15 protein-coding genes are annotated in these 19,066 nt (G+C 67.8%); 10 read left to right on the top strand and 5 right to left on the bottom strand.

Translation table 11 applies throughout. The features are described 5' to 3' along the window. Nucleotides 1-45: 45 nt before the first annotated feature. The 3 genes from EDF74_RS02845 (at nt 46) to EDF74_RS02855 (ending at nt 3,611) form a co-directional block, all read left to right on the top strand. On the top strand, nt 46-648 hold the full coding sequence (locus EDF74_RS02845) for an ECF-type sigma factor (protein ID WP_184997035.1): 603 nt from the start codon (nt 46-48) through the stop codon (nt 646-648). Further along, entirely contained in the window at nt 645-3,341 is a 2,697-nt protein-coding gene (locus EDF74_RS02850) for a serine/threonine-protein kinase (RefSeq protein ID WP_184997037.1), read from the top strand. Before EDF74_RS02845 ends, EDF74_RS02850 begins: the two co-directional genes overlap by 4 nt. 69 nt (nt 3,342-3,410) lie before the next feature. Then, nucleotides 3,411-3,611 carry a hypothetical protein gene (locus EDF74_RS02855; protein WP_123728706.1) on the top strand — a complete coding sequence of 67 codons (201 nt, stop codon included), beginning with the start codon at nt 3,411-3,413 and terminating at the stop codon, nt 3,609-3,611. Nucleotides 3,612-3,617: 6 nt separating this feature from the next. Here EDF74_RS02855 and EDF74_RS02860 read toward each other — a convergent pair whose 3' ends face one another. Continuing rightward, entirely contained in the window at nt 3,618-4,751 is a 1,134-nt protein-coding gene (locus EDF74_RS02860; protein ID WP_123728707.1) for a metallophosphoesterase, read from the bottom strand. A 169-nt stretch (nt 4,752-4,920) separates the two neighbouring features. On the opposite strand from EDF74_RS02860, the gene EDF74_RS02865 reads away from it, so the two are divergent. The 3 genes from EDF74_RS02865 to EDF74_RS02875 all read left to right on the top strand — a co-directional run bounded on the left by EDF74_RS02865 (nt 4,921) and on the right by EDF74_RS02875 (nt 9,061). Beyond that, nucleotides 4,921-5,967, top strand: coding sequence for a cation diffusion facilitator family transporter (locus EDF74_RS02865; RefSeq protein WP_123728708.1), 1,047 nt, complete (start codon nt 4,921-4,923; stop codon nt 5,965-5,967). 86 nt (nt 5,968-6,053) lie between these two features. Next, on the top strand, nt 6,054-6,803 hold the full coding sequence (gpmA, locus tag EDF74_RS02870; RefSeq protein WP_070426899.1) for a 2,3-diphosphoglycerate-dependent phosphoglycerate mutase: 750 nt from the start codon (nt 6,054-6,056) through the stop codon (nt 6,801-6,803). 164 nt (nt 6,804-6,967) lie between these two features. Continuing rightward, complete coding sequence (locus tag EDF74_RS02875; RefSeq protein WP_123728709.1) at nt 6,968-9,061, top strand: M13 family metallopeptidase; 2,094 nt, start codon at nt 6,968-6,970, stop codon at nt 9,059-9,061. 72 nt (nt 9,062-9,133) lie between these two features. Here EDF74_RS02875 and EDF74_RS02880 read toward each other — a convergent pair whose 3' ends face one another. The 4 genes from EDF74_RS02880 to EDF74_RS02895 form a co-directional block, all read right to left on the bottom strand. Beyond that, nucleotides 9,134-9,715 carry an HD-GYP domain-containing protein gene (locus EDF74_RS02880; protein WP_123728710.1) on the bottom strand — a complete coding sequence of 194 codons (582 nt, stop codon included), beginning with the start codon at nt 9,713-9,715 and terminating at the stop codon, nt 9,134-9,136. A gap of 114 nt (nt 9,716-9,829) precedes the next feature. After that, complete coding sequence (mfd, locus tag EDF74_RS02885) at nt 9,830-13,297, bottom strand: transcription-repair coupling factor (RefSeq protein WP_123728711.1); 3,468 nt, start codon at nt 13,295-13,297, stop codon at nt 9,830-9,832. A gap of 180 nt (nt 13,298-13,477) precedes the next feature. Next, entirely contained in the window at nt 13,478-14,023 is a 546-nt protein-coding gene (locus tag EDF74_RS02890; protein WP_019184458.1) for a GNAT family N-acetyltransferase, read from the bottom strand. A gap of 127 nt (nt 14,024-14,150) precedes the next feature. Next, nucleotides 14,151-15,008, bottom strand: a complete 858-nt coding sequence (locus EDF74_RS02895; RefSeq protein WP_123728712.1) for a 23S rRNA (adenine(2030)-N(6))-methyltransferase RlmJ — start codon at nt 15,006-15,008, stop codon at nt 14,151-14,153. A 45-nt stretch (nt 15,009-15,053) separates the two neighbouring features. On the opposite strand from EDF74_RS02895, the gene creB reads away from it, so the two are divergent. The 4 genes from creB (at nt 15,054) to EDF74_RS02915 (ending at nt 19,056) form a co-directional block, all read left to right on the top strand. Then, nucleotides 15,054-15,743: a two-component system response regulator CreB gene (creB, locus tag EDF74_RS02900; RefSeq protein WP_123728713.1), complete on the top strand. Its 690-nt coding sequence runs from the start codon at nt 15,054-15,056 to the stop codon at nt 15,741-15,743. 2 nt (nt 15,744-15,745) lie between these two features. Beyond that, on the top strand, nt 15,746-17,203 hold the full coding sequence (creC, locus tag EDF74_RS02905; RefSeq protein WP_123728714.1) for a two-component system sensor histidine kinase CreC: 1,458 nt from the start codon (nt 15,746-15,748) through the stop codon (nt 17,201-17,203). A gap of 92 nt (nt 17,204-17,295) precedes the next feature. Continuing rightward, a complete protein-coding gene (gene creD, locus EDF74_RS02910) occupies nt 17,296-18,615 on the top strand; it encodes a cell envelope integrity protein CreD (RefSeq protein WP_123728715.1) in 1,320 nt (439 codons plus the stop codon). A gap of 9 nt (nt 18,616-18,624) precedes the next feature. Next, nucleotides 18,625-19,056: a hypothetical protein gene (locus EDF74_RS02915; RefSeq protein WP_123728716.1), complete on the top strand. Its 432-nt coding sequence runs from the start codon at nt 18,625-18,627 to the stop codon at nt 19,054-19,056. The last annotated feature ends 10 nt before the right edge of the window (nt 19,057-19,066 follow it).

The raw sequence follows: 19,066 nt of genomic DNA on the forward strand, positions 1-19,066 counted from the left end.
TACTGCGTGTTCGATGCCTGCTGTGACGCACGGATAACGTCCCACATGTCTTTTGATGCGACACCTCCTGTTGCCGAGCGCCAGGAGGTCACCTGCCTGTTGCGCCGCTGGAGCGAGCAGCAGGACATTGCCGCCCGCGATCAACTGCTTGCGTTGCTCTATACGCAGTTGCGGGGCATGGCCGTGGCCCGGCTGGGCAATCCCCGGGATGGCGTACTGCAACCGACGGTGCTCGTGCACGAAGCGCTGATGCGGATGATCGACGGTGAGGTCGCTTACCGCGACCGCGTGCACTTCCTGTCCTTGGCAGCGCTGAAGATGCGCAGCGTGCTGGTCGATCATGCCCGTGCGATGGCCGCCTCCAAGCGCGGCGGTGGTGTGGCCAACCTGACCCTGTCCCACGCCGACGAGCACGCCAGTCCGGACCACGATGCCTTCGAGGTGCTGGCATTGAACCGTGCCCTGGAGGAGCTGACCGCGCTGGATCCGCGCGCGGCGCGGACGGTGGAATGGATGTACTTCGGTGGCATGGGTCGCGAAGAGATCGCCATGGCGCTGGAGGTGTCGGTGCCCACGGTCGACCGCGATCTGCGCTTTGCCAAGGCGTGGTTGAACCGCCACCTGACCGGGCCGGCGACCCGCGCATGACCGACGCTGCCCGCTGGCAGACGGTGCGCGGACTGTTCGATGCGGTCTGTGATCTGCCCGAGGCGCGCTGGCGCCCGGCACTGCGCGCGCTGTGCGATGACCCGGCTGCGATCGACGAGACGCTGCAACTGCTGCACGCGCAGACTGGGGATCTGGGGCGGATCGAACAGGCACTCGCGGCGGTCATGGCCGATATGGACGATCCGTCCGCACTGGCCGGGCAGCGGCTCGGGCCGTGGCGACTGAGCCGGTTGCTGGCGGTCGGCGGGATGGGGGTGGTGTTCCTGGCCGAGCGCGCCGACGCGCTGTACCGGCGTGAGGTCGCCATCAAGCTGATGCGCCGCACGTACGATCCGGTGCTGGCCACGCGGCTGGCCAGTGAAAGCCAGATCCTGGCGGACCTGCAGCACCCGCACATCGCCCGGCTGTACGACGTCGGCGTGGCCGAGGGCGGCCAGCCGTATCTGGTGATGGAGTACGTGCAGGGCGAGCCGCTGGACGTGGCCTGCAGCACTCTCGGCCTGCCGCTGGCGGCGCGCCTGCGGCTGTTCTCGCAGATATGCCGCGCGGTGCAGGCCGCGCATTCGCAATCGGTGGTGCACTGCGACCTCAAGCCGGCCAACGTGCTGGTGCGGCCCGATGGGCAGCCGGTGCTGCTGGATTTCGGCATCGCCCATCTGCTGGGTGATGCCGGTGATGCCGTGGACTACCTCACTCCGGCCTACGCCAGTCCGGAACGGCTGGCCGGGCGACCGGCCAGCGTCGCCGGCGATGTCTACAGCCTGGGCGTGATGCTGGAGGCCCTGCTCAGCGATCGCGCCCCGGGCGATGGCCGCGCGGTGCCGGCCGACCTGCGCGCAATCGCGGCGAAGGCGCGCGCGGCCCACCCGGTCGAACGCTATGCCTCTGCCGAGGCGCTGGCTGAAGACCTGGAACGGTATCTGGCGCATCGCCCGGTGCGCGCGCGCCGCCCCAGCCGTTGGCATCGCGCACGCCTGCTGCTGCGACGGCAGTGGCGCGTCGGCCTGGTCGCTGCGCTGGTGGCAGCGATGGGGGTGGTGTTCGTGCTGCGCCTGAGCGAGGCCCGCCGCCAGGCCGAGCAGAACGCCGTGGCCGCCGCTGGCATTGCCGATGTCCTGGTGGCCGCCTTCGATGCGGCCGATCCCGGCCTGCGCAACGGTACACCGATGACCGCCCGCGAGGTGCTCGACCTCGGTGCACGCCGGATCGAGCATGACCGCACCGTGTCGCCTGCGTTGCGCGCACGCATGCAGGCTGCGCTGGGGCGGGCCTACCAGAACCTGGGCCAACCCCAGGATGCCGAGACCCTGCTGCGCGACAGTGTGGCCGGGCTGGTGCGTACCGGTGCAGCGGCGCACGAGATCGCCGATGCCTGGGCCAGCCTGTCGGCGCAGCAGCTCAGCGCCGGCCGTGAGAAGGATGCGCTGATCAGTGCCGAGCGCGCCTTGGCGTTGCTTGAAAAGGACGACGTGCCGACGGTCAGGATGAAGGCCCTCAACGCGCAGGGCCTGGCGCATGCGCAGCTGGAAGAACACGCGCCTGCCGAGCAGGCGTTCCGCGCCGCACTGGCACTGAGCCGAGGCAGCAACGACGCCCCACTGCAGCGGGGCAGCATGGCCGCGATGGCCAACCTCGGCGATCTCTACCGAAGCCAAGGAGAACTCGGCAAGGCCGAGGCGATCCTGCGCGAGGCACTGGCCGAGGCATCGCGCGAACACGGCGTGCAGGGCGCGGAATACCAGCGTGTGCTGCGCGCCTTGTCCGCCACGCTGCTCAACCAGGGCCGCATCGATGAAGCGCTGGCATTGGCCGAACGCAGTTTCGCGCTGACCCGGCAGATGTTCGGCGCGAACAGCAGCTATACCGCCTCGGCCGAGGCCGGACTGGCGGGCCAGTACCTCGATCTTGGCCGCTATCAGGCCGCCGATCAGCACTTCCGCAACAGCCTGCAGACCAGTGCCGCGGTCGATGGCGTGGACAGCCGGGCCTATACGGTCAAGCAGTACGCCCACGGCCTCATGGAGGAAGCGCGCGGCGATTACGCCCAGGCCGAGCAGAACTACCGCGCTGCGCTGACGCGCTATCGGCGCCTGCTCGGCCCCGAGCACGCCGATACCCTTGATGTGGAGATGGTGCTGGCCCGGCTGCTGCTGCGTACCCACCGGACGGCCGAAGCACAGGCGCCGCTGCAGCAGGTCGCGACCCTGTGGCGGCGCGATCTGCCCGCCGATTCACCGCAGTTGCTGGTGCTGCGGCTGGTCGAGGTCGAATGGCTGATCCGGGCAGGACAGCATGCCGAGGCCGGCCGGGCGCTGGCGGCGTTCGGCCAGGCCCATCCCACCCTGCCGCCCTGGCTGGCGCTGCGCATGCAGATGCAGCAGGCGCTGCTGGCCCAGCGCCGTGCCGACCCGGCGGCGGTGCCGCTGTCGGCCCAGCTGGTGGAGACCTTCACCGGTTTCTATGGCGCCGATTCCACCGCCACCGCCAAGTGGCGGGTGCCGCTGGCCGAGGCACTGCTCGACAACGGTGATGCCGCCGGCGCCCGCGCGCAGATGGCCCGGGCCCGTCCACACCTGCAGGAACTGGCTCCCTCGTCGGAATTTCTGAGTCGTATCAATGCGCTGGAGTTGCGCTTGGACAATCCGGGGCAGGGCCGCACCGGAGGGCGATAGTTCTGTGATGGTTTTCACGGTTTATCGATCAGGAGGCGGATCCCGGGCCTCATTGATCGAAGAGACGCCATGTCAAACCATCTCCATCCCGATCCCCGCGCCGTTACCGCGCTGCGTGCCTTCAGCAAGGCCTACCGCAAGGCGCGCGACTGGCACTGCTCGCCCGGGCGCGCCTGGATCGTGGCACTGCGGTTCGCCCTGACCGGTGACAGCGGCCGCTTCCGCAGCCATGGCGGCTGGATGGTCTCGCGCATCTACACGCCGCGTTGAATCCGGTCAGTCGCTCTCGCCGATCCGGCCTTCGGCCAGCGGCACCCGCGAGCCATCGAGCAGGCCACGGCTGAGCGTGCCGTTCTCGATGAACAGCAGCTCGCCGTTCTCACCGTTCTTGATGCTGCTGTCGATGGCGATGATGCGGTCGCCATGGAAGCTGCTGACATGCGGCATCGAGGTGTGGCCGACCACGATGCGGGCGAGATCGAGCTGTTTGAGCAGCGTCTCGACCTGGGCGGTATCCATGCGGCCATCGAAGTAGCCGCGGTACCAGATCGGGCTGGTCTTGCCATCGAACAAGCGGGCAGTGTCCGGTGCGGCCTTGACCTGCTGCTTGGGCAACCCGACTGCGGCCTGGTAGCCGGCGTTGGTGGTCGCCATGTTGCGCACCAGGTCCAGGTTCTCCGGTGCGATGCCGCCGTGCAGGAACAGGGTGTCCCCGATGCGCAGCAGCACCGGACGGGTACGCAGCCACTGGCCGAGGGTCGAGTCCGGCCCGTACAGCGCGGGGTAGGAACGGCCGAGCAGCTGCGCGGTCCTGAGGTACGTCGGGTTGACGTAGCGCAGATCGTTGTAGAGCACCATCGTCTCGTGATTGCCGAGCACGAAGTGCACCGCGCCGCCGGCGGCCGTGGCCTGCTGCTGCAGGCTGTACAGCAGCCAGAACGCCTCGGTGACCTGCGGCCCGCGGTCGAACACATCGCCGGCCACCACCAGCGTGGCGTCGCCCAGCGACCAGCGGTCGTCACTGTCGATCACGTGGTGGGCGCGCAGCAGCTTCACCAGCAGGCCGTACTGCCCGTGGATGTCCGACAACGCGACGATCCGCGGCGTGGCGGGGAACCGCGCGACCTCCGCCGTGCGCGGTGGCAGCACGGTCAGCGCATGCGGGTAGCCGCATGCGGGAGCGACCACCGTGCCCCCGTCGCGCGCCGGCAGCTCGCGGCGGATCACATGGTCGTTGCACACCCAGGCCGCCTCCAGCCCGGTGGGGGTGCGGAAGACGTAGGGGCCGTCGGCCTCGACGTGCTCGGCCGGCGCAGCCACCTCGCGCGCAGTGGCCAACAACGGCGACATCAGCAACGCCGACTGGAGCAGGAGCAGGGCAGGGCGGGTCAAGGCGCGGCGGATCGACATCGGGGGTGTTCCTGTAACGGACGGCAGTGCCGCGATGCTACGCCGCACGTGCCGCTGCGGACATGCGCCATTGGTCAGCGGGTGAACGGTGCACTGAACGCCGCACCAAGTGTAATAGTCTCCGCGCAAAGCGCTGCTTACCCTGCCGGCATTGTCCAGGAGAGCTTTCATGGGTCACGACCACGACCATCTGCCCAGCGAGATCCGCCACGAGAAACCGCTGTGGTGGGCACTGGGCCTGACCACCACCTTCCTGCTGGTGGAGGTGATCGGCGCGTTCTGGACCAACAGCCTGGCGCTGTTGTCCGATGCCGCGCACATGGCCACCGACACGCTCGCATTGATGATCGCACTGGTCGCGGTCCGGCTCAGCCGGCGCCCGCCCGATGCCAAGCGCACTTACGGCTACGCGCGGCTGGAGGCGCTCGGCGCGATGATCAATGGCGGCATGCTGTTCGTGGTGGCCGGCTACATTCTGTGGGAGGCGGTGCAGCGTTTCCGCGCGCCGCAGGAGATCGCCTCCACCGGCATGCTGGCGATCGCGGTGTTCGGCCTGGTCATCAACCTGATCTCGATGCGCCTGCTGCGCGCCGGCAGCGGCGAGAGCCTCAACGTCAAAGGTGCGTATCTGGAGGTCTGGGCGGACATGCTCGGTTCGGTCGCGGTGATCGTGGGCGCTCTGCTGATCCGCTGGACCGGCTGGAAGCCGATCGATCCGATCCTGGCCGTGCTGATCGGCCTGTGGGTGCTGCCGCGCACGTGGGTGTTGATGCGCGAGGCGATCAACGTGCTGCTGGAAGGCGTGCCCAAGGGCATGGATGTCGTTGCGGTACGCAGCACCCTGTGCGCCCACGATGGGGTGGTGGATGTGCACGATCTTCACGTGTGGGCGCTGGCCTCCAGTACGCCGGCACTGACCGCGCACGTGGTGATGGGCACCGGCGTGGATGCGGACCGCCTGCGCCGCGAGCTGGGCACCCGCTTGCACGAGCAGCACGGCATCGATCATGTGACCCTGCAGATCGAGGCGGATCATTGCGGTGATCCCTGCAGCGTGGGCAGCCCGCGCGAGCGGCATGCTGATGACCATGCCGGGCACGACCACGCCGCCCATGATCATGCCGGTCATGCGCATGACCGCCACGCGCACGGCAGCAACGACAGCCGCCGCGCTGCACCGGACGCGCAGGGCCATCACGGACATCCGCATCCCTGAGGTCAGGGGAGGCCCTCCGGCGGACGGGCAGGGCAGGGTTGCCGCTACAATGCGGGTCTGCCTTGCCATCTGTCGGAGATACTGCAGTGACCCGGAAACTCGTACTGTTGCGCCACGGCCAGAGCCAGTGGAACCTGGACAACCGCTTCACCGGCTGGGTGGACGTGGAACTGACCGAGCAGGGCCGCCGCGAGGCCGCCGCCGCCGGCCGCCTGATGCGTGAAGAGGGCCTGCAGTTCGATGTAGCGCATACCTCGGTGCTCAAGCGCGCCATCCACACCCTGCAGGGTGCCCTGGCCGAACTGGACCAGGACTGGCTGCCGGTCAGCAAGAGCTGGCGCTTGAACGAGCGTCACTACGGCGGGCTGCAGGGCCTGGACAAGGCCGAGACCGCCGCCAAGCACGGCGAGGACCAGGTCAAGATCTGGCGCCGCTCCTACGACATCCCGCCGCCGGCGATGGACATCGAGGACCCGGGCCACCCGATCCATGACCGCCGCTATGCCGGCCTGGACCGCAACGCGCTGCCGGGCACCGAATCGCTGGCCACCACGCTGGACCGCGTGCTGCCGTACTGGTTCGATTCGATCGCCCCGCAGCTCAAGGACGGCAAGACCGTGCTGGTCACCGCCCACGGCAATTCGCTGCGCGCGCTGTACAAGTACCTCAACAATGTCTCGCAGGAAGCCATCCTGGAACTCAACATCCCGACCGGCATCCCGTTGCTGTTCGAACTCAACGATGACCTGACGGTGCAGTCGTTCCGCTACCTGGGCGACCCGGAAGCGGCCCGCAAGGCGGCTGAGGCCGTGGCGAACCAGGGCAAGGCGAAGTAACAACGAAAGGCCGGCGCAAGCCGGCCTTTTCTTTACCCCCATGGGGTGGCTCTACCGCTGCGCGATGGTGTGACCTTTGGCCGGTCCGCCCCGGCTCCTCCCGCGCTACGCTGACCGATTGCCCGTGATCCGGGTGATGCATCCATCTGTAGCCGGAGAGTCGAATGAAGTTTTCCAAGCTGGTCCCGCTGGGCCTGACCGCCGCCATCGCCTTGTCGCTGGCCTCCTGCGGCAAGACCGATACCGCGCCTGCCGCCACCGCCGATGCCAAGCCGGCGTTTGATCAGTCGCAGATCAAGACCGCGCTGATCTCGCTCAACAGCGCCGATCTGGATACCGCCATCGCCGCCTGTACCGACCTCAACGGGTTCGTGAACAGCAAGTGGCTCCAGGCCAACCCGGTCCCGAACGACCAGACCACATGGGGCAGCTTCGAAATCCTGCGCGAGCGCTCGCTGGAAGTGCAGCACGCGCTGGTCCAGCAGGCCGCCGCCAGCCAGGCCAAGGCCGGCACGGTGGAAGCCAAGATCGGTGACATCTGGAAGACCGGTTCGGACGAAGCCAAGATCGATGCCGCCGGCATCACCCCGCTGCAGCCGCAGCTGGACAAGATCGCCGCGCTGAATGACACCGCCGCCATCACCCAGTACCTGCGCGACAGCCAGGCCGTGGGCCAGGGCGTGCTGTTCTCGCTGTTCGCCAATGCCGATTACAAGGATTCGGCCAACGTCATCGCCTATGTCGGCCAGGGCGGCCTCGGCCTGCCGGAGAAGGGCTACTACTTCGACGAGTCGCAGGCCAAGATCCGCGACGCGTACGTTGCCTACATCGCGCAGGTGCTGACCCTGTCCGGCGTCGATGCCGAGCAGGCCAAGACGCAGGCCAAGGCTGTGATGGAGTTCGAAACGCGTCTGGCGAAGGCGTCGATGTCGCGCATCGAAATGCGTGACCCGGCCAAGCGTTACAACCCGGTCAGCGCGGCCGACGCGGACAAGCTGACCCCGAACTTCAGCTGGACCGCGCTGTTCGACACCCTGAAGGTGCCGGCCGCGCAGAAGTTCTCGATGGCCCAGCCGGCCTTCTTCGGTGAAGTGGACAAGATGCTGGCCGACGTACCGGCCGCCACCTGGCAGGCCTACCTGCGCTTCCACACCATCGACGACGCCTCGCCGTACCTGAGCAGCGCCTTCGAAAAGGCCAACTTCGATTTCTACAGCACCACCCTGCGTGGCCAGAAGGAAATGCAGCCGCGCTGGAAGCGCGTGCTGGAGTCGGTCAACGGTGCCATCGGCGAAGGCCTGGGCCAGATGTATGTCGACGCCGTGTTCCCGGCCGACTCCAAGGTGCAGATGCAGCACCTGGTGGAGAACCTCTCGGTGGCGCTGAAGGCGCGCCTGGAGAAGCTGGAGTGGATGAGCGAAGACACCCGCAGGAAGGCACTGGAAAAGTGGGCCAGCTTCACCCCGAAGATCGGCTATCCGGACAAGTGGCGTGACTGGTCGGGCCTGGAAACCAACGGCGACAGCTACCTGGGCAACATGCAGGCCGCGCGCACGTTCAACTACCGCTTCATGCTCAACAAGATCGGCAAGCCGGTCGACAAGACCGAATGGGGCATGACCCCGCAGACCGTCAACGCCTACTACAACGCCACCAAGAACGAGATCGTGTTCCCGGCGGCGATCCTGCAGGCGCCGTTCTTCGACGCCAAGGCCGATCCGGCGCTGAACTACGGCGGCATCGGTGCGGTCATCGGCCACGAGATGATGCATGGCTACGACGACTCGGGCAGCCAGTTCGCGGCCAACGGCAACTTCGACAACTGGTGGACCGACAGCGATCGTGCCGCCTTCACCCAGCGTACCGACCAGCTGGTCGCACAGTTCGACGGCTATGAGTCGCTGCCGGGCGTGAACGTGAAGGGCAAGCTGACCCTGGGCGAGAACATCGGCGACCTGGGTGGCCTGACCGTGGCCTACGACGCGCTGCAGATGGCGCTCAAGGAAAACCCGAAGGCCAACGTCGAGGTGGACGGTTATTCGCAGGACCAGCGCTTCTTCATGAACTGGGCCACCGTGTGGCGCCGCAACTTCAATGAAGGCGAGCTGCGCGTGCGTCTGAACACCGATCCGCACGCCCCGGCGAACTTCCGTGCCAACGGCGCGCCGTCGAACATGCCGGCGTACGCACAGGCGTTCGAGTGCAAGGCGGGCGATGCGATGGTGCGTGCCGACGACAAGCGCGTTGTGATCTGGTGATCGCACGCGGTTGAGTGATACGAAAAACCCGGCGAACGCCGGGTTTTTTTTCAGGCCCCACCTGGCGTAGGGCTAGCCGGCGGAGGCCATCATCCGGGTGAACAGGCCGAACACCTCCGGATCCACCAGGCCACCCTGCTGCCCGGCAAGGATGCCCATCGCCTTGGCATGCGGCATCGGGCCGCGGTAGGGGCGGGTGGTGGTCATGGCGTCGTAACCATCAACGATGGTGAGCACGCGCGCGCCCAGCGGAATGTCGCTGCCTTTCAGGCCATCCGGATAACCACTGCCATCGAACGCCTCGTGATGGCTGCGGATCAGCCGCGCCACCTCGGCGGCGTCACTGCGCCCGGTGGTGGCGAAGATGCGCTCACCGCGCTCGGGGTGAGTACGCATGATCGCGCGCTGTGCGTCGTCCAGGCGCGCGGGATACAACAGCACGTTGTCGGGAATGCCGATCTTGCCGATGTCATGGAAGCGGGCCGCCAGCGCCAGATGCGCGCGCTGCGTGTCGTCCAGATCGCACAGACGCCCCAGCTGATCGCCGAGCAGGCCGACCCGGTCGCAGTGGAAACGGGTGTACTGGTCGCGCATCTGCAACGACATCGACAGCGCATCGATGGAGCAGACCTGCGAAGGGGCGTCGTCGAACATGGCGGCGGTCACGTGGGGTCGGATGGCCGGCCGTCAGTGCCGGGGTCGGGCAGGCCGCCACGTGGCGCCTGCCCATCGAACGATAGCGCCTGGCGACCGGCGCCAGGCGTGAAATCAACGCGGGGAGAGGGTCAGCAACAAGGCCTTGGCGGCGCTGAAGCGGTCTTCCGGCAGCGGCAAGGGGTGCTTGATGCGCAGCTTGTCCGGCCCATCCATCGTGTACAGTTTGGGCTGCTTCTGGATCAGCTGGATGACCGCCATCGGGTCGATCTCCGGCTTGGCGTTGAACACGATGCGCCCGCCGTTCTCGCCCAGCTCCAGCTTGCGGATGCCCAGCACATTGGCCTGCAGCTTGAGCTCGGCGATCGCGAACAGGTGCTTGGCCGGGTCCGGCAGCAGGCCGAAGCGGTCGATCATCTCCACCTGCAGTTCGCGCAGCTCAGCACTGTCACGCGCACTGCTGATGCGCTTGTACAGGGTCAGGCGGGTGTGCACGTCGGGCAGGTAGGCGTCGGGGATCAAGGCGGGCACGTGCAGCTCGACCTCGGCACCGCGTGCCTCTTCGCCGGCGTCCAGATCGGGCAGCTTGCCCAGGCGGATGCTGCGCACCGCACGTTCCAGCAGCTCGGTGTACAGGCTGAAGCCGACCTCGGCCATCTGGCCGCTCTGGTCCTCGCCGAGCAGCTCGCCGGCACCGCGGATTTCCAGATCGTGGGTGGCCAGGGTGAAGCCGGCACCGAGTTCGTCCATCGAGGCGATCGCTTCCAGGCGCTTCTCGGCATCGGGCGTCATCGCGCGCTTGTCCGGCACCACCAGGTAGGCGTACGCCCGGTGGTGCGAGCGACCCACGCGGCCACGCAGCTGGTGCAGCTGGGCCAGGCCGAAACGGTCGGCGCGATTGATGATGATGGTATTGGCGTTGGGGATGTCGATGCCCGATTCGATGATCGTGGTCGACAGCAGCACATTGAAGCGCTGCTTCTGGAAGTCCAGCATCACCCGCTCCAGCTCGCGCTCGGGCATCTGCCCATGGGCGATGCCGATGCGTGCTTCGGGCACCAGCTCGGCCAGCTCGCGCTGCATGCGGCCGATGCTCTCAACATCGTTGTGCAGGAAGTACAGCTGGCCACCACGGGCCAGTTCGCGCTGGAAGGCTTCGCGCAGCAGCGCGTTGTCCCAGGCGGTGATGAACGTCTTGACCGCCAGCCGGTTCGGCGGCGGCGTGGCGATGATCGACAGATCACGCAGCCCGGCCATGGCCATGTTGAGCGTGCGGGGAATCGGCGTGGCGGTCAGGGTCAGCAGATGCACGTTGGCGCGCATCGCTTTGAGCGCTTCCTTCTGGCGCACACCGAAGCGCTGCTCCTCATCGACCACGACCAGACCGAGGTCCTTGAACTTCACGTCCGGCTGCAGCAGGCGATGGGTACCGATGATGACGTCGATGGTGCCGGCGGCGACCTTCTCCAGTTCGGCCTTGATCTCCTTGGTGGATTTGAAGCGCGACAGCACCTCCACCTTGAGCGGCCAATCGGCGAAGCGATCGCGGAAATTGCGGTAATGCTGTTCGGCCAGCAGGGTGGTCGGCACCAGCACGGCGACCTGCTTGCCGGCGCTGGCGGCGGCGAATGCGGCGCGCACGGCGACCTCGGTCTTGCCGAAGCCGACGTCACCGCAGACCACACGGTCCATCGGCTGGCTGCTGGCCAGATCGCGCAGGGTCGCGTCGATCGCGGCCAGCTGATCAGGCGTTTCCTCGAACGGGAACCCGGCCGCGAACGGCTCGTACATCGCGCGGTCCACGTGCAGCGCAAGGCCGGCACGGGCACGGCGACGCGCCTGGATTTCCAGCAGCTCGGCGGCGACGTCGCGGACCTTTTCGGCCGCCTTGCGCTTGGCCTTGGTCCACTGCTCGCCACCCAGCGAATGCAGTGGCGCGGTCTCCGGCGAGGCACCCGAGTAGCGGCTGATCAGGTGCAGCTGGGCGACCGGCACATACAGGCGGTCGCCCTTGGCGTATTCGATTTCCAGGAACTCGCCGGGCATGCCGCCGGCATCGAGCACGATCAGGCCGCGGTAGCGGCCGACACCGTGGTCTTCATGCACGATCGGCGAGCCTTCGCTGAGCTCGCCGAGGTCGCGGATGATCGCTTCCGGCTCGCGCCCGGCACGGCGGCTGCGGCGCTGCTGGCCGGCGCGTTCGGGGAACAGCTGGCGCTCGGTCAGCACCGCGATCGGCGGGCTTTCCAGTGCGAAACCGTCTTCCAGCGGGGCCACGGTGATGCCGAAGCGCACGCTGTCGTCGGCCAGGAAACCGGGCAGATCAGCGACCACCGGCGGCTTCAGCTCGGCGGCGAGCAGCACTTCCAGCAGGGCCTCGCGGCGGCCGGCGGAATCGGCGGCGATCAGCACGCGGCCCGGATAATGACCGATGAAGGATTTCAGTGCCTCGGCGGCCGGGGCATCGCGCGCGGCCACCGGCAGCGGCGGCAGGGGCTGGTCACCCAGCGGCTGTGCGTCGCCGATGCGGTCGTGATCCAGCGGCCAGACTTCGACGCGGGCCAGGCCGTTGAGCGTGGCGCGCAGTTGCTCGGGGCTGGCATACAGTTCTTCCGGCGCCAGCAGCGGGCGCTCGACATCGTGGCGGCGCTGCTCGTAGCGGTTCTGCGTCTGCGCCCAGAAGGCGGCCGCAGCATCGAACACGTTCGGCGCCAGCACCGGCAGCACGTTGGGCTGCAGGTAATCGAGCAGGGTCGCGGTCCTGTCGAAGAACAGCGGCAGGTAATACTCGATGCCGGCCGGCGCGATACCGGCCTTGAGATCCTGGTACAGCGCGCTGCGCCGGGTATCCACATCGAAGCGCTCGCGCAGCGTGTTGAGCACGCGCGAGACGCTGAGATCATCCAGTGGTACTTCACGGCCGGGTAGCATGTGCACCGCCTCGACCTTGTCCAGCGAGCGCTGCGATTCCGGATCGAACGCGCGGATCGAATCGATGTCTTCGTCGAGCAGTTCCACCCGCAGCGGCGCCTCGGCCCCCATCGGGTAGACATCGAGCAGGCCGCCACGCACGGCGAAATCGCCCGGGTCCATCACCTGCGGCACGTTGCGGTAGCCGGCCGATTCCAGGCGGCGTTTTTCCGCGTCCAGATCCAGACGCTGGCCGACCGTCAGGTCGAAGCTGCCGCCGATGACGTATTTGAGCGGTGCCAACTGCTGCAGCAGCGTCTGCACCGGCACCACCACGATGCCGCGCTTCAGCGCTGGCAGGGCATGCAGCGCGGCCAGGCGCTGGGAAATGATGTCCGGGTGCGGGCTGAAGGCGTCGTAGGGCAGGGTTTCCCAATCCGGGAAGGCCACGATCGGCACGTCGCCGGCACTGCCGAGCAGGGTGTGCAGATCGGCTTCGATCTGGTTCGCGCCATGGTTGTCGCGGGCGACTACCAGCAACGGCCCGTCGTGCGACTGTGCCGCGCGGGCGATGTACCACGCCAGCGCTGTCGCCGAAGCGGGAGCGCGCCACCAGGCGCGGAGCTGTCCAGGACGTGGCAGCGGCGGAACGGGATAGGAGGTGCGTGACATGAACCGTCGATTTTAGCAGACCGCAGCGTGGCGGCTGCGTCATCCGGCGGCAGGCAAGCGTACGGCCGATCCGCGTTACCGGTAGTGGCCGGCCGCTGGCCGGCTCCAGGCGATGCGTGACGTACGGGCAGCCGGCCAGCGGCCGGCGCTACCGATCAGGGCGCGGACAGGCGCCCCGCGTCAGCTGTCGAGTTCGAGCACCATGCGCACCAGGCCCGGCGTACCGTTCGGGTGCGGGATCGGCTGGAAGCCCAGCGAGGCGGCCAGCTGCTTCATCGGCTCGTTCTCTTCGGCAACATCCCCGTACAGACGATCCAGGTACTTGCCGCGCGCCCACTTGACCAGCTTGCGCATCAACTGCCGGCCCAGGCCCTGGCCGACCAGGAAGCGGCTGACCAGGATCGCGTATTCGGCCTCGCGGGTGCCGGGGATGATCGAGGCGCGCGCGACCGCACCCACCACGGCTTCACCGGCGGGCAGCGACTCGGCCGCGACCAGGGTGATTTCGCTCTTGGGATTGGGGTGGGTCAGGCGCTGCGTGGTTTCCGGCGACAGCTCGGTCACCGACTGCAGGAAACGGTCGCGGATCTCCTCCGGCCCGAACAGGCTGAAGGCGGCATGCAGCGGCGGGCCGTCTTCCGGCCGGATGGGGCGGATCAGCAGCTCGTGGCCACTGGGTGCCTTGAAAATTTCGTGCCAGGGCGGCATGCGGTTACGGGTAGCCATACCGGTGATTCCTTGGTGGTCTCAGGATTCTCGCATCCCGGGTGCAGCGTTCCGTGAACGGATCACTCACGCCGATCCGGCCGGGAGGAGTCGGTCAGGCCGGGATCCCGGCCTGACCTGAAGGGGGTCATTCGGCCTGCTTGAGCCACTGCAGGCGGGTCGAGGCGCCTGCCTCGCCCAGGTGCTGCTTGAGCGCCGGCATGGCCGGGGCCAGGACCTGGTCGAACTGCCACGGCGGGTTCAGCAGCAGCATGCCGCTGCCATTGAGCCGCAGCGGGGAGTCGTCCGGGCGGATCAGCAGCTCGGCGGTCAGCACCGATTTCACCGGCAGGGCACAGGCCTTGCGCAGGAAATGCAGGACGGTCCGGCGCTGCTTGATGGGGAACCAGATCGCAAAGCTCGCCTGCGGCCAACGGCTCAGGATCTCGGTCACCGAAGCCAGGATGGCCTGGTACTCGGCGTCCTGCCCCTCGTAGGGCGGGTCGATCAGGACCAGCCCACGGCCGATCTTCACGCCGTTGGCCTTGGGCGGCAGCAGTTTCTTGTTCTGGGCATAGCCATCGGCGTGATACACGGCCACCCGGCTGTCATGGGCGAACAGTGCCTTCAGCGCCGTGGCTTCGGCATCCTGCACTTCGCACACGGCCATGCGGTCCTGCTCGCGCAGGGTCTGGGCGGTCAGCAGCGGCGAGCCGGGGTAGCTGATCATCGCCCCGACCGGGTTGTCGGCCTGGACCGCCTTGAGGTAGCGCTCCACCACCGCAGGCAGCTGCGGCTGGGCCATCAGGCGCATCACGCCGTCTTCGGCCTCCAGCGTCTTGCGGCTTTCCTCGCTGGCCAGCAGGTAGCGGCCTGCGCCGCCGTGGGTGTCCAGCACGAAGAACGGGCTGTCCTTGCGCTTGAAGGTGTCGAGCAGGGCAAGCTGCACGATGTGCTTGAGCACATCGGCATGGTTGCCGGCATGGAAGGCGTGGCGGTAATTCATCGGCGCAGTGTACGGGGCGGCGGGCCCAGCGGCTATGCTGCGCGCATGAGCCACCCCCTGCACAACGTCCTGGTGGTCGAGGACGAAACCGCCATCGCCGACACCGTTCTGTATGCACTGCGCAGTGATGGCTACGGCGCCCAGCATTGCCTGCTCGGCGGAGAGGCGCTGGCCCGCCTGCGCCAGCACGCCTTCGATGTGGTGGTGCTGGATGTCGGCCTGCCGGACATGAGCGGTTTCGAGGTCTGCCGCACGCTGCGCACCTTCAGCGAGGTGCCGGTGATCTTCCTGACCGCCCGTAATGACGAGTTCGACCGGGTGCTCGGCCTGGAGCTGGGGGCGGACGACTATATGGCCAAGCCGTTCTCGCCGCGGGAGCTGGTGGCGCGGGTGCGCGCGCGCCTGCGCCGGTCCGCGGCCCCTGCCGATACCACCGGCTGGCAGCAGCTTGGCCGCTTCTCGATCGACCGCGAGGGCAGCCGGATCCGCTTCGGTGACCAGCCGCTGGATCTGACCCGCTACGAATACGCGCTGATGGCGGCCCTGCTGCAGCGCCCCGGCGCGATCCTCAGCCGCGCCCAGCTGATGGACCGAGGCTGGGACAGCGACGCTGACAGCGCCGACCGCACCGTGGATACCCACGTCAAAACCCTGCGCGCCAAGCTGCGTGCCGCGGGCGCCGAGACCGACCCGATCCGCACCCACCGTGGCCTGGGCTACGCACTGGAGGTGTAGGCATGCGGCTGGGCCTGAAACTGTTCCTGGGCTTCTTCCTGATCGTGGGTATCGCCGCGTTCTTCGTGATGCGCATTTTCGTCAACGAAGTGAAGCCCGGCGTGCGCCAGGCGATGGAGTCCACGTTGGTCGATGCAGCCAACGTGCTGGCGGAAATGGCCGCGGCCGATCTCAAGGCCGGGCACATCCGCGACGGCCGCTTCGTCGCCGATCTGGCGCGCGCCAAGCGCCGCGACCCGAAGGCGATGGTGTGGCGTTTTCCCAAGCGCACGCTGGATTACCAGGTCACCATCACCGATGCCAAGGGCATCGTGGTGTACGACTCGACCGGCCGTGATGTGGGGCGCGACAACTCACGCTGGAACGATGTGTACCGCACCCTGCGTGGCGAATACGGCGCGCGCTCCAGCCCGGAGACGCCCGGCGACGACACCCACTCGGTGATGCACGTGGCCGCGCCGATCTTCGATCCGGCCGACGGACGCCGCTTGATCGGTGTGCTCAGCCTGGCCCAGCCCAACCGCAGCATCGATCCGTTCATCGCGGCCAGCCAGCGCGCCATCATGAAGCGCGGTGCCTGGCTGATCGGTCTGTCGGCGCTGATCGGGCTGCTGATGACCGCGTGGCTGATGCACGGCGTGAACCGTCTCAACCGCTATGCCAAGGCGGTCAGCGCCGGTGAGCCGGTGCCGCCGCCGAAGCCGCGTCGCGATGAGATCGGCGATCTGGGCCAAGCGCTGGAAACCATGCGTCGCAAGCTGGAAGGCAAGGCCTACGTCGAGCAGTACGTGCAGTCGCTGACGCATGAAATGAAGAGCCCGCTGGCCGCGATCCGCGGCGCGGCCGAGCTGCTGCAGGAACCGCTGCCGGACGCGGATCGGGCGCACTTCGCGCGCAGCATCGAAGGCCAGGCGCAGCGCCTCACCGAAACCATCGACAAGCTGCTGGCGCTGGCCGAGGTGGAACAGTACGGCTGGTTGCAGAAGCACGAGCGGCTTGCACTGGCGGTGTTGCTGCAGTCCGCCGCCGACGCAGTGGCGGTGCGTGCGCAGGCCGCCGGGGTCACGATCGCGGTGGAGGCGCAGGCCGAGAGCGTGCAGGGCGACGGCTATCTGCTGCGCCAGGCACTCAACAATCTGCTGGAGAATGCCGTGGCCTTCTCACCGGCCGGCAGCACCATCACGCTCGGTGCCGGTGCGGAAGGCGAGGGCATCGCACTGACCGTGGCCGACCGCGGCAGTGGCGTGCCGGACTACGCGCTTGATCGCGTGTTCGAGCGTTTCTATTCCCTGGCGCGACCGGGCACCGGCCAGCGCAGCTCCGGCCTCGGCCTGTCGTTCGTGCAGGAAGTCGCCCGCCTGCACGGCGGCCGTGTCAGCCTGCGCAACCGCGATGACGGCGGTGCACAGGCGGTGTTGTGGCTGCCGTCGCGCCTGCCCTCGGTACCGCCGCGGCGCTGATTGCTGCCGCACTTCACACAGACTTCAAACTCGGCACAAACCCCGCACACCGGCGCGCGGGAAGCTGGCCCCCTCCCAACCGAGGACGGGTCATGAAATCCCTGAAGATGCTGTTGCGGTTCGCCATTGTCGGCGGGCTGATCCTGTTGCTGCTGATTCCGCTGAGCCTGATCAAGGGCGTGATCCGCGAGCGTGAGGCGTACCGCGACGAGGCCTACCAGCGCGTCGCGCAGAGCCGCGCCGGCGCGCAGATTCTGACCGGCCCGATCCGCGTGGTGCCGTGGACCGAGACGCGCGAGGTCGAGGTGGTGGATGCGGCCGGTACCAAGAAGAAGGAAAAGCAGGTCGAGCAGGGCCAGTGGCTGCAGATGCCAGCCACGCTCACGGTGGACGGTGTGATGCAGCCGGACGAGCGCCGGGTCGGCCTGTTCCGCGTGCCGGTCTATAGCTGGAAGGCCACGATCAGTGCCGCGTTCGCCGATGACGACTACCCGGTGAAAGCAGGCCGCGTGTATGGCACGCCCTTCCTGACCGTGGGCATCGCCGATGTGCGTGGCCTGGTCGGTTCGCCGAACCTGCGCGTGGATGGCAACGCCGTGACGCTGTTGCCCGATGCCGGCGGCGTCAGTGGCATCGGCACGGGCCTGCATGTCGGCTTGCCGGGCCTGGCGGATGAACGGGGTGGTGTGCTCAAGGGCAGCAAGGTCGAGCTGGAGCTGGTGCTGGATGGCACCCGGTCGCTGTCGGTGGTGCCGGTGGGCGATGACAGCCGCATCGCGCTGCGCTCGCCGTGGCCGCATCCGCTGTTCGGTGGCAGCTTCCTGCCCAACGAGCGCAAGGTGGACGCGCAGGGCTTCGACGCCCAGTGGGCGGTGTCCTCGCTGGCCTCGCGTGCCCAGCACCAGCTGCGCAACCGCCCGGACATCGACGCTGAAGCGGTGAGCGTGGAGCTGGTGAATCCGGTCGATGTGTATACCCAGGCCGACCGCGCCAGCAAGTACGGCATCCTCTTCATCCTGCTCACCTTCGTCGGCTTCATCCTGTTCGAACTGATCAAGCAGCTGCGCATCCACCCGCTGCAGTACCTGATGGTCGGCCTGGCGCTGGCGATCTTCTTCCTGTTGCTGCTCAGCCTCTCCGAGCACATCGCGTTCTGGCAGGCGTATGCACTCTCGGCGCTTGCCTGTATCGGCATCCAGACCGTGTATCTGTCCGGCGTATTGAAGAGCTCGAAACGTGGCCTGGGCTTCGCGCTGATGCTCAGCGCCCTGTACGGCGCGCTGTATGGGCTGCTGATCTCGGAGAACAACGCGCTGCTGATGGGCTCGCTGCTGCTGTTCGGCGTGCTGGCCGCGGTGATGTGGGTGACCCGCCGGGTCGATTGGTACGAACTCGGCGCAAGCCTGAAGTAAGGAGCGACCATGAGCTGGCGTCGTTGTCTGCATGAACGTGTGCGTCGGGCGTTGCCCGCCCGGCTGGAGGTGGCCTCGCTGCTGGACGGCGAGGTGTCGGGATGGCCTTCACCGTTGAGCGCGCTACCGGGCGTGCAGGCCGCCCCGGGGCTGGTCCGCTTCGGCTTGGCGCCGGTCACGTGTGACGCGATCACGGCGCATGGCCTGCGCTTTCTGGAACAGGCACGGCAGGCGCGGGGGCGCCTGCCACTGCCGCGATGGTGTGGCGCGTATCGGCCGTGGCGCGAAGGCGCCCAGGCCCTGCGCGAGATCGGTATCGGCGGGCTGCCGCTGGACTGGCCCGTGCATGCGCCGGTCTACGCCAGCGCCTCGGAGGACCGCAGCCGCTGGCTGCTGGTACTGCCTTCCCGTGGCCAGCTCTGGTACGGCTGGATGGAATGACCATGACTCT

This window comes from Stenotrophomonas rhizophila (assembly GCF_003751305.1).
Classification (GTDB): domain Bacteria; phylum Pseudomonadota; class Gammaproteobacteria; order Xanthomonadales; family Xanthomonadaceae; genus Stenotrophomonas; species Stenotrophomonas rhizophila_B.

Excerpts from the sequence above, each read along its gene's own strand:
- EDF74_RS02845 (WP_184997035.1), top strand. The coding sequence starts at position 46 with ATGTCTTTTGATGCGACACCTCCTGTTGCCGAGCGCCAGGAGGTCACC.
- EDF74_RS02850 (WP_184997037.1), top strand. The coding sequence starts at position 645 with ATGACCGACGCTGCCCGCTGGCAGACGGTGCGCGGACTGTTCGATGCG.
- EDF74_RS02855 (WP_123728706.1), top strand. The coding sequence starts at position 3,411 with ATGTCAAACCATCTCCATCCCGATCCCCGCGCCGTTACCGCGCTGCGT.
- EDF74_RS02860 (WP_123728707.1), bottom strand. The coding sequence starts at position 4,751 with ATGTCGATCCGCCGCGCCTTGACCCGCCCTGCCCTGCTCCTGCTCCAG.
- EDF74_RS02865 (WP_123728708.1), top strand. The coding sequence starts at position 4,921 with ATGGGTCACGACCACGACCATCTGCCCAGCGAGATCCGCCACGAGAAA.
- EDF74_RS02875 (WP_123728709.1), top strand. The coding sequence starts at position 6,968 with ATGAAGTTTTCCAAGCTGGTCCCGCTGGGCCTGACCGCCGCCATCGCC.
- EDF74_RS02880 (WP_123728710.1), bottom strand. The coding sequence starts at position 9,715 with ATGTTCGACGACGCCCCTTCGCAGGTCTGCTCCATCGATGCGCTGTCG.
- mfd (WP_123728711.1), bottom strand. The coding sequence starts at position 13,297 with ATGTCACGCACCTCCTATCCCGTTCCGCCGCTGCCACGTCCTGGACAG.
- EDF74_RS02890 (WP_019184458.1), bottom strand. The coding sequence starts at position 14,023 with ATGGCTACCCGTAACCGCATGCCGCCCTGGCACGAAATTTTCAAGGCA.
- EDF74_RS02895 (WP_123728712.1), bottom strand. The coding sequence starts at position 15,008 with ATGAATTACCGCCACGCCTTCCATGCCGGCAACCATGCCGATGTGCTC.
- creB (WP_123728713.1), top strand. The coding sequence starts at position 15,054 with ATGAGCCACCCCCTGCACAACGTCCTGGTGGTCGAGGACGAAACCGCC.
- creC (WP_123728714.1), top strand. The coding sequence starts at position 15,746 with ATGCGGCTGGGCCTGAAACTGTTCCTGGGCTTCTTCCTGATCGTGGGT.
- creD (WP_123728715.1), top strand. The coding sequence starts at position 17,296 with ATGAAATCCCTGAAGATGCTGTTGCGGTTCGCCATTGTCGGCGGGCTG.
- EDF74_RS02915 (WP_123728716.1), top strand. The coding sequence starts at position 18,625 with ATGAGCTGGCGTCGTTGTCTGCATGAACGTGTGCGTCGGGCGTTGCCC.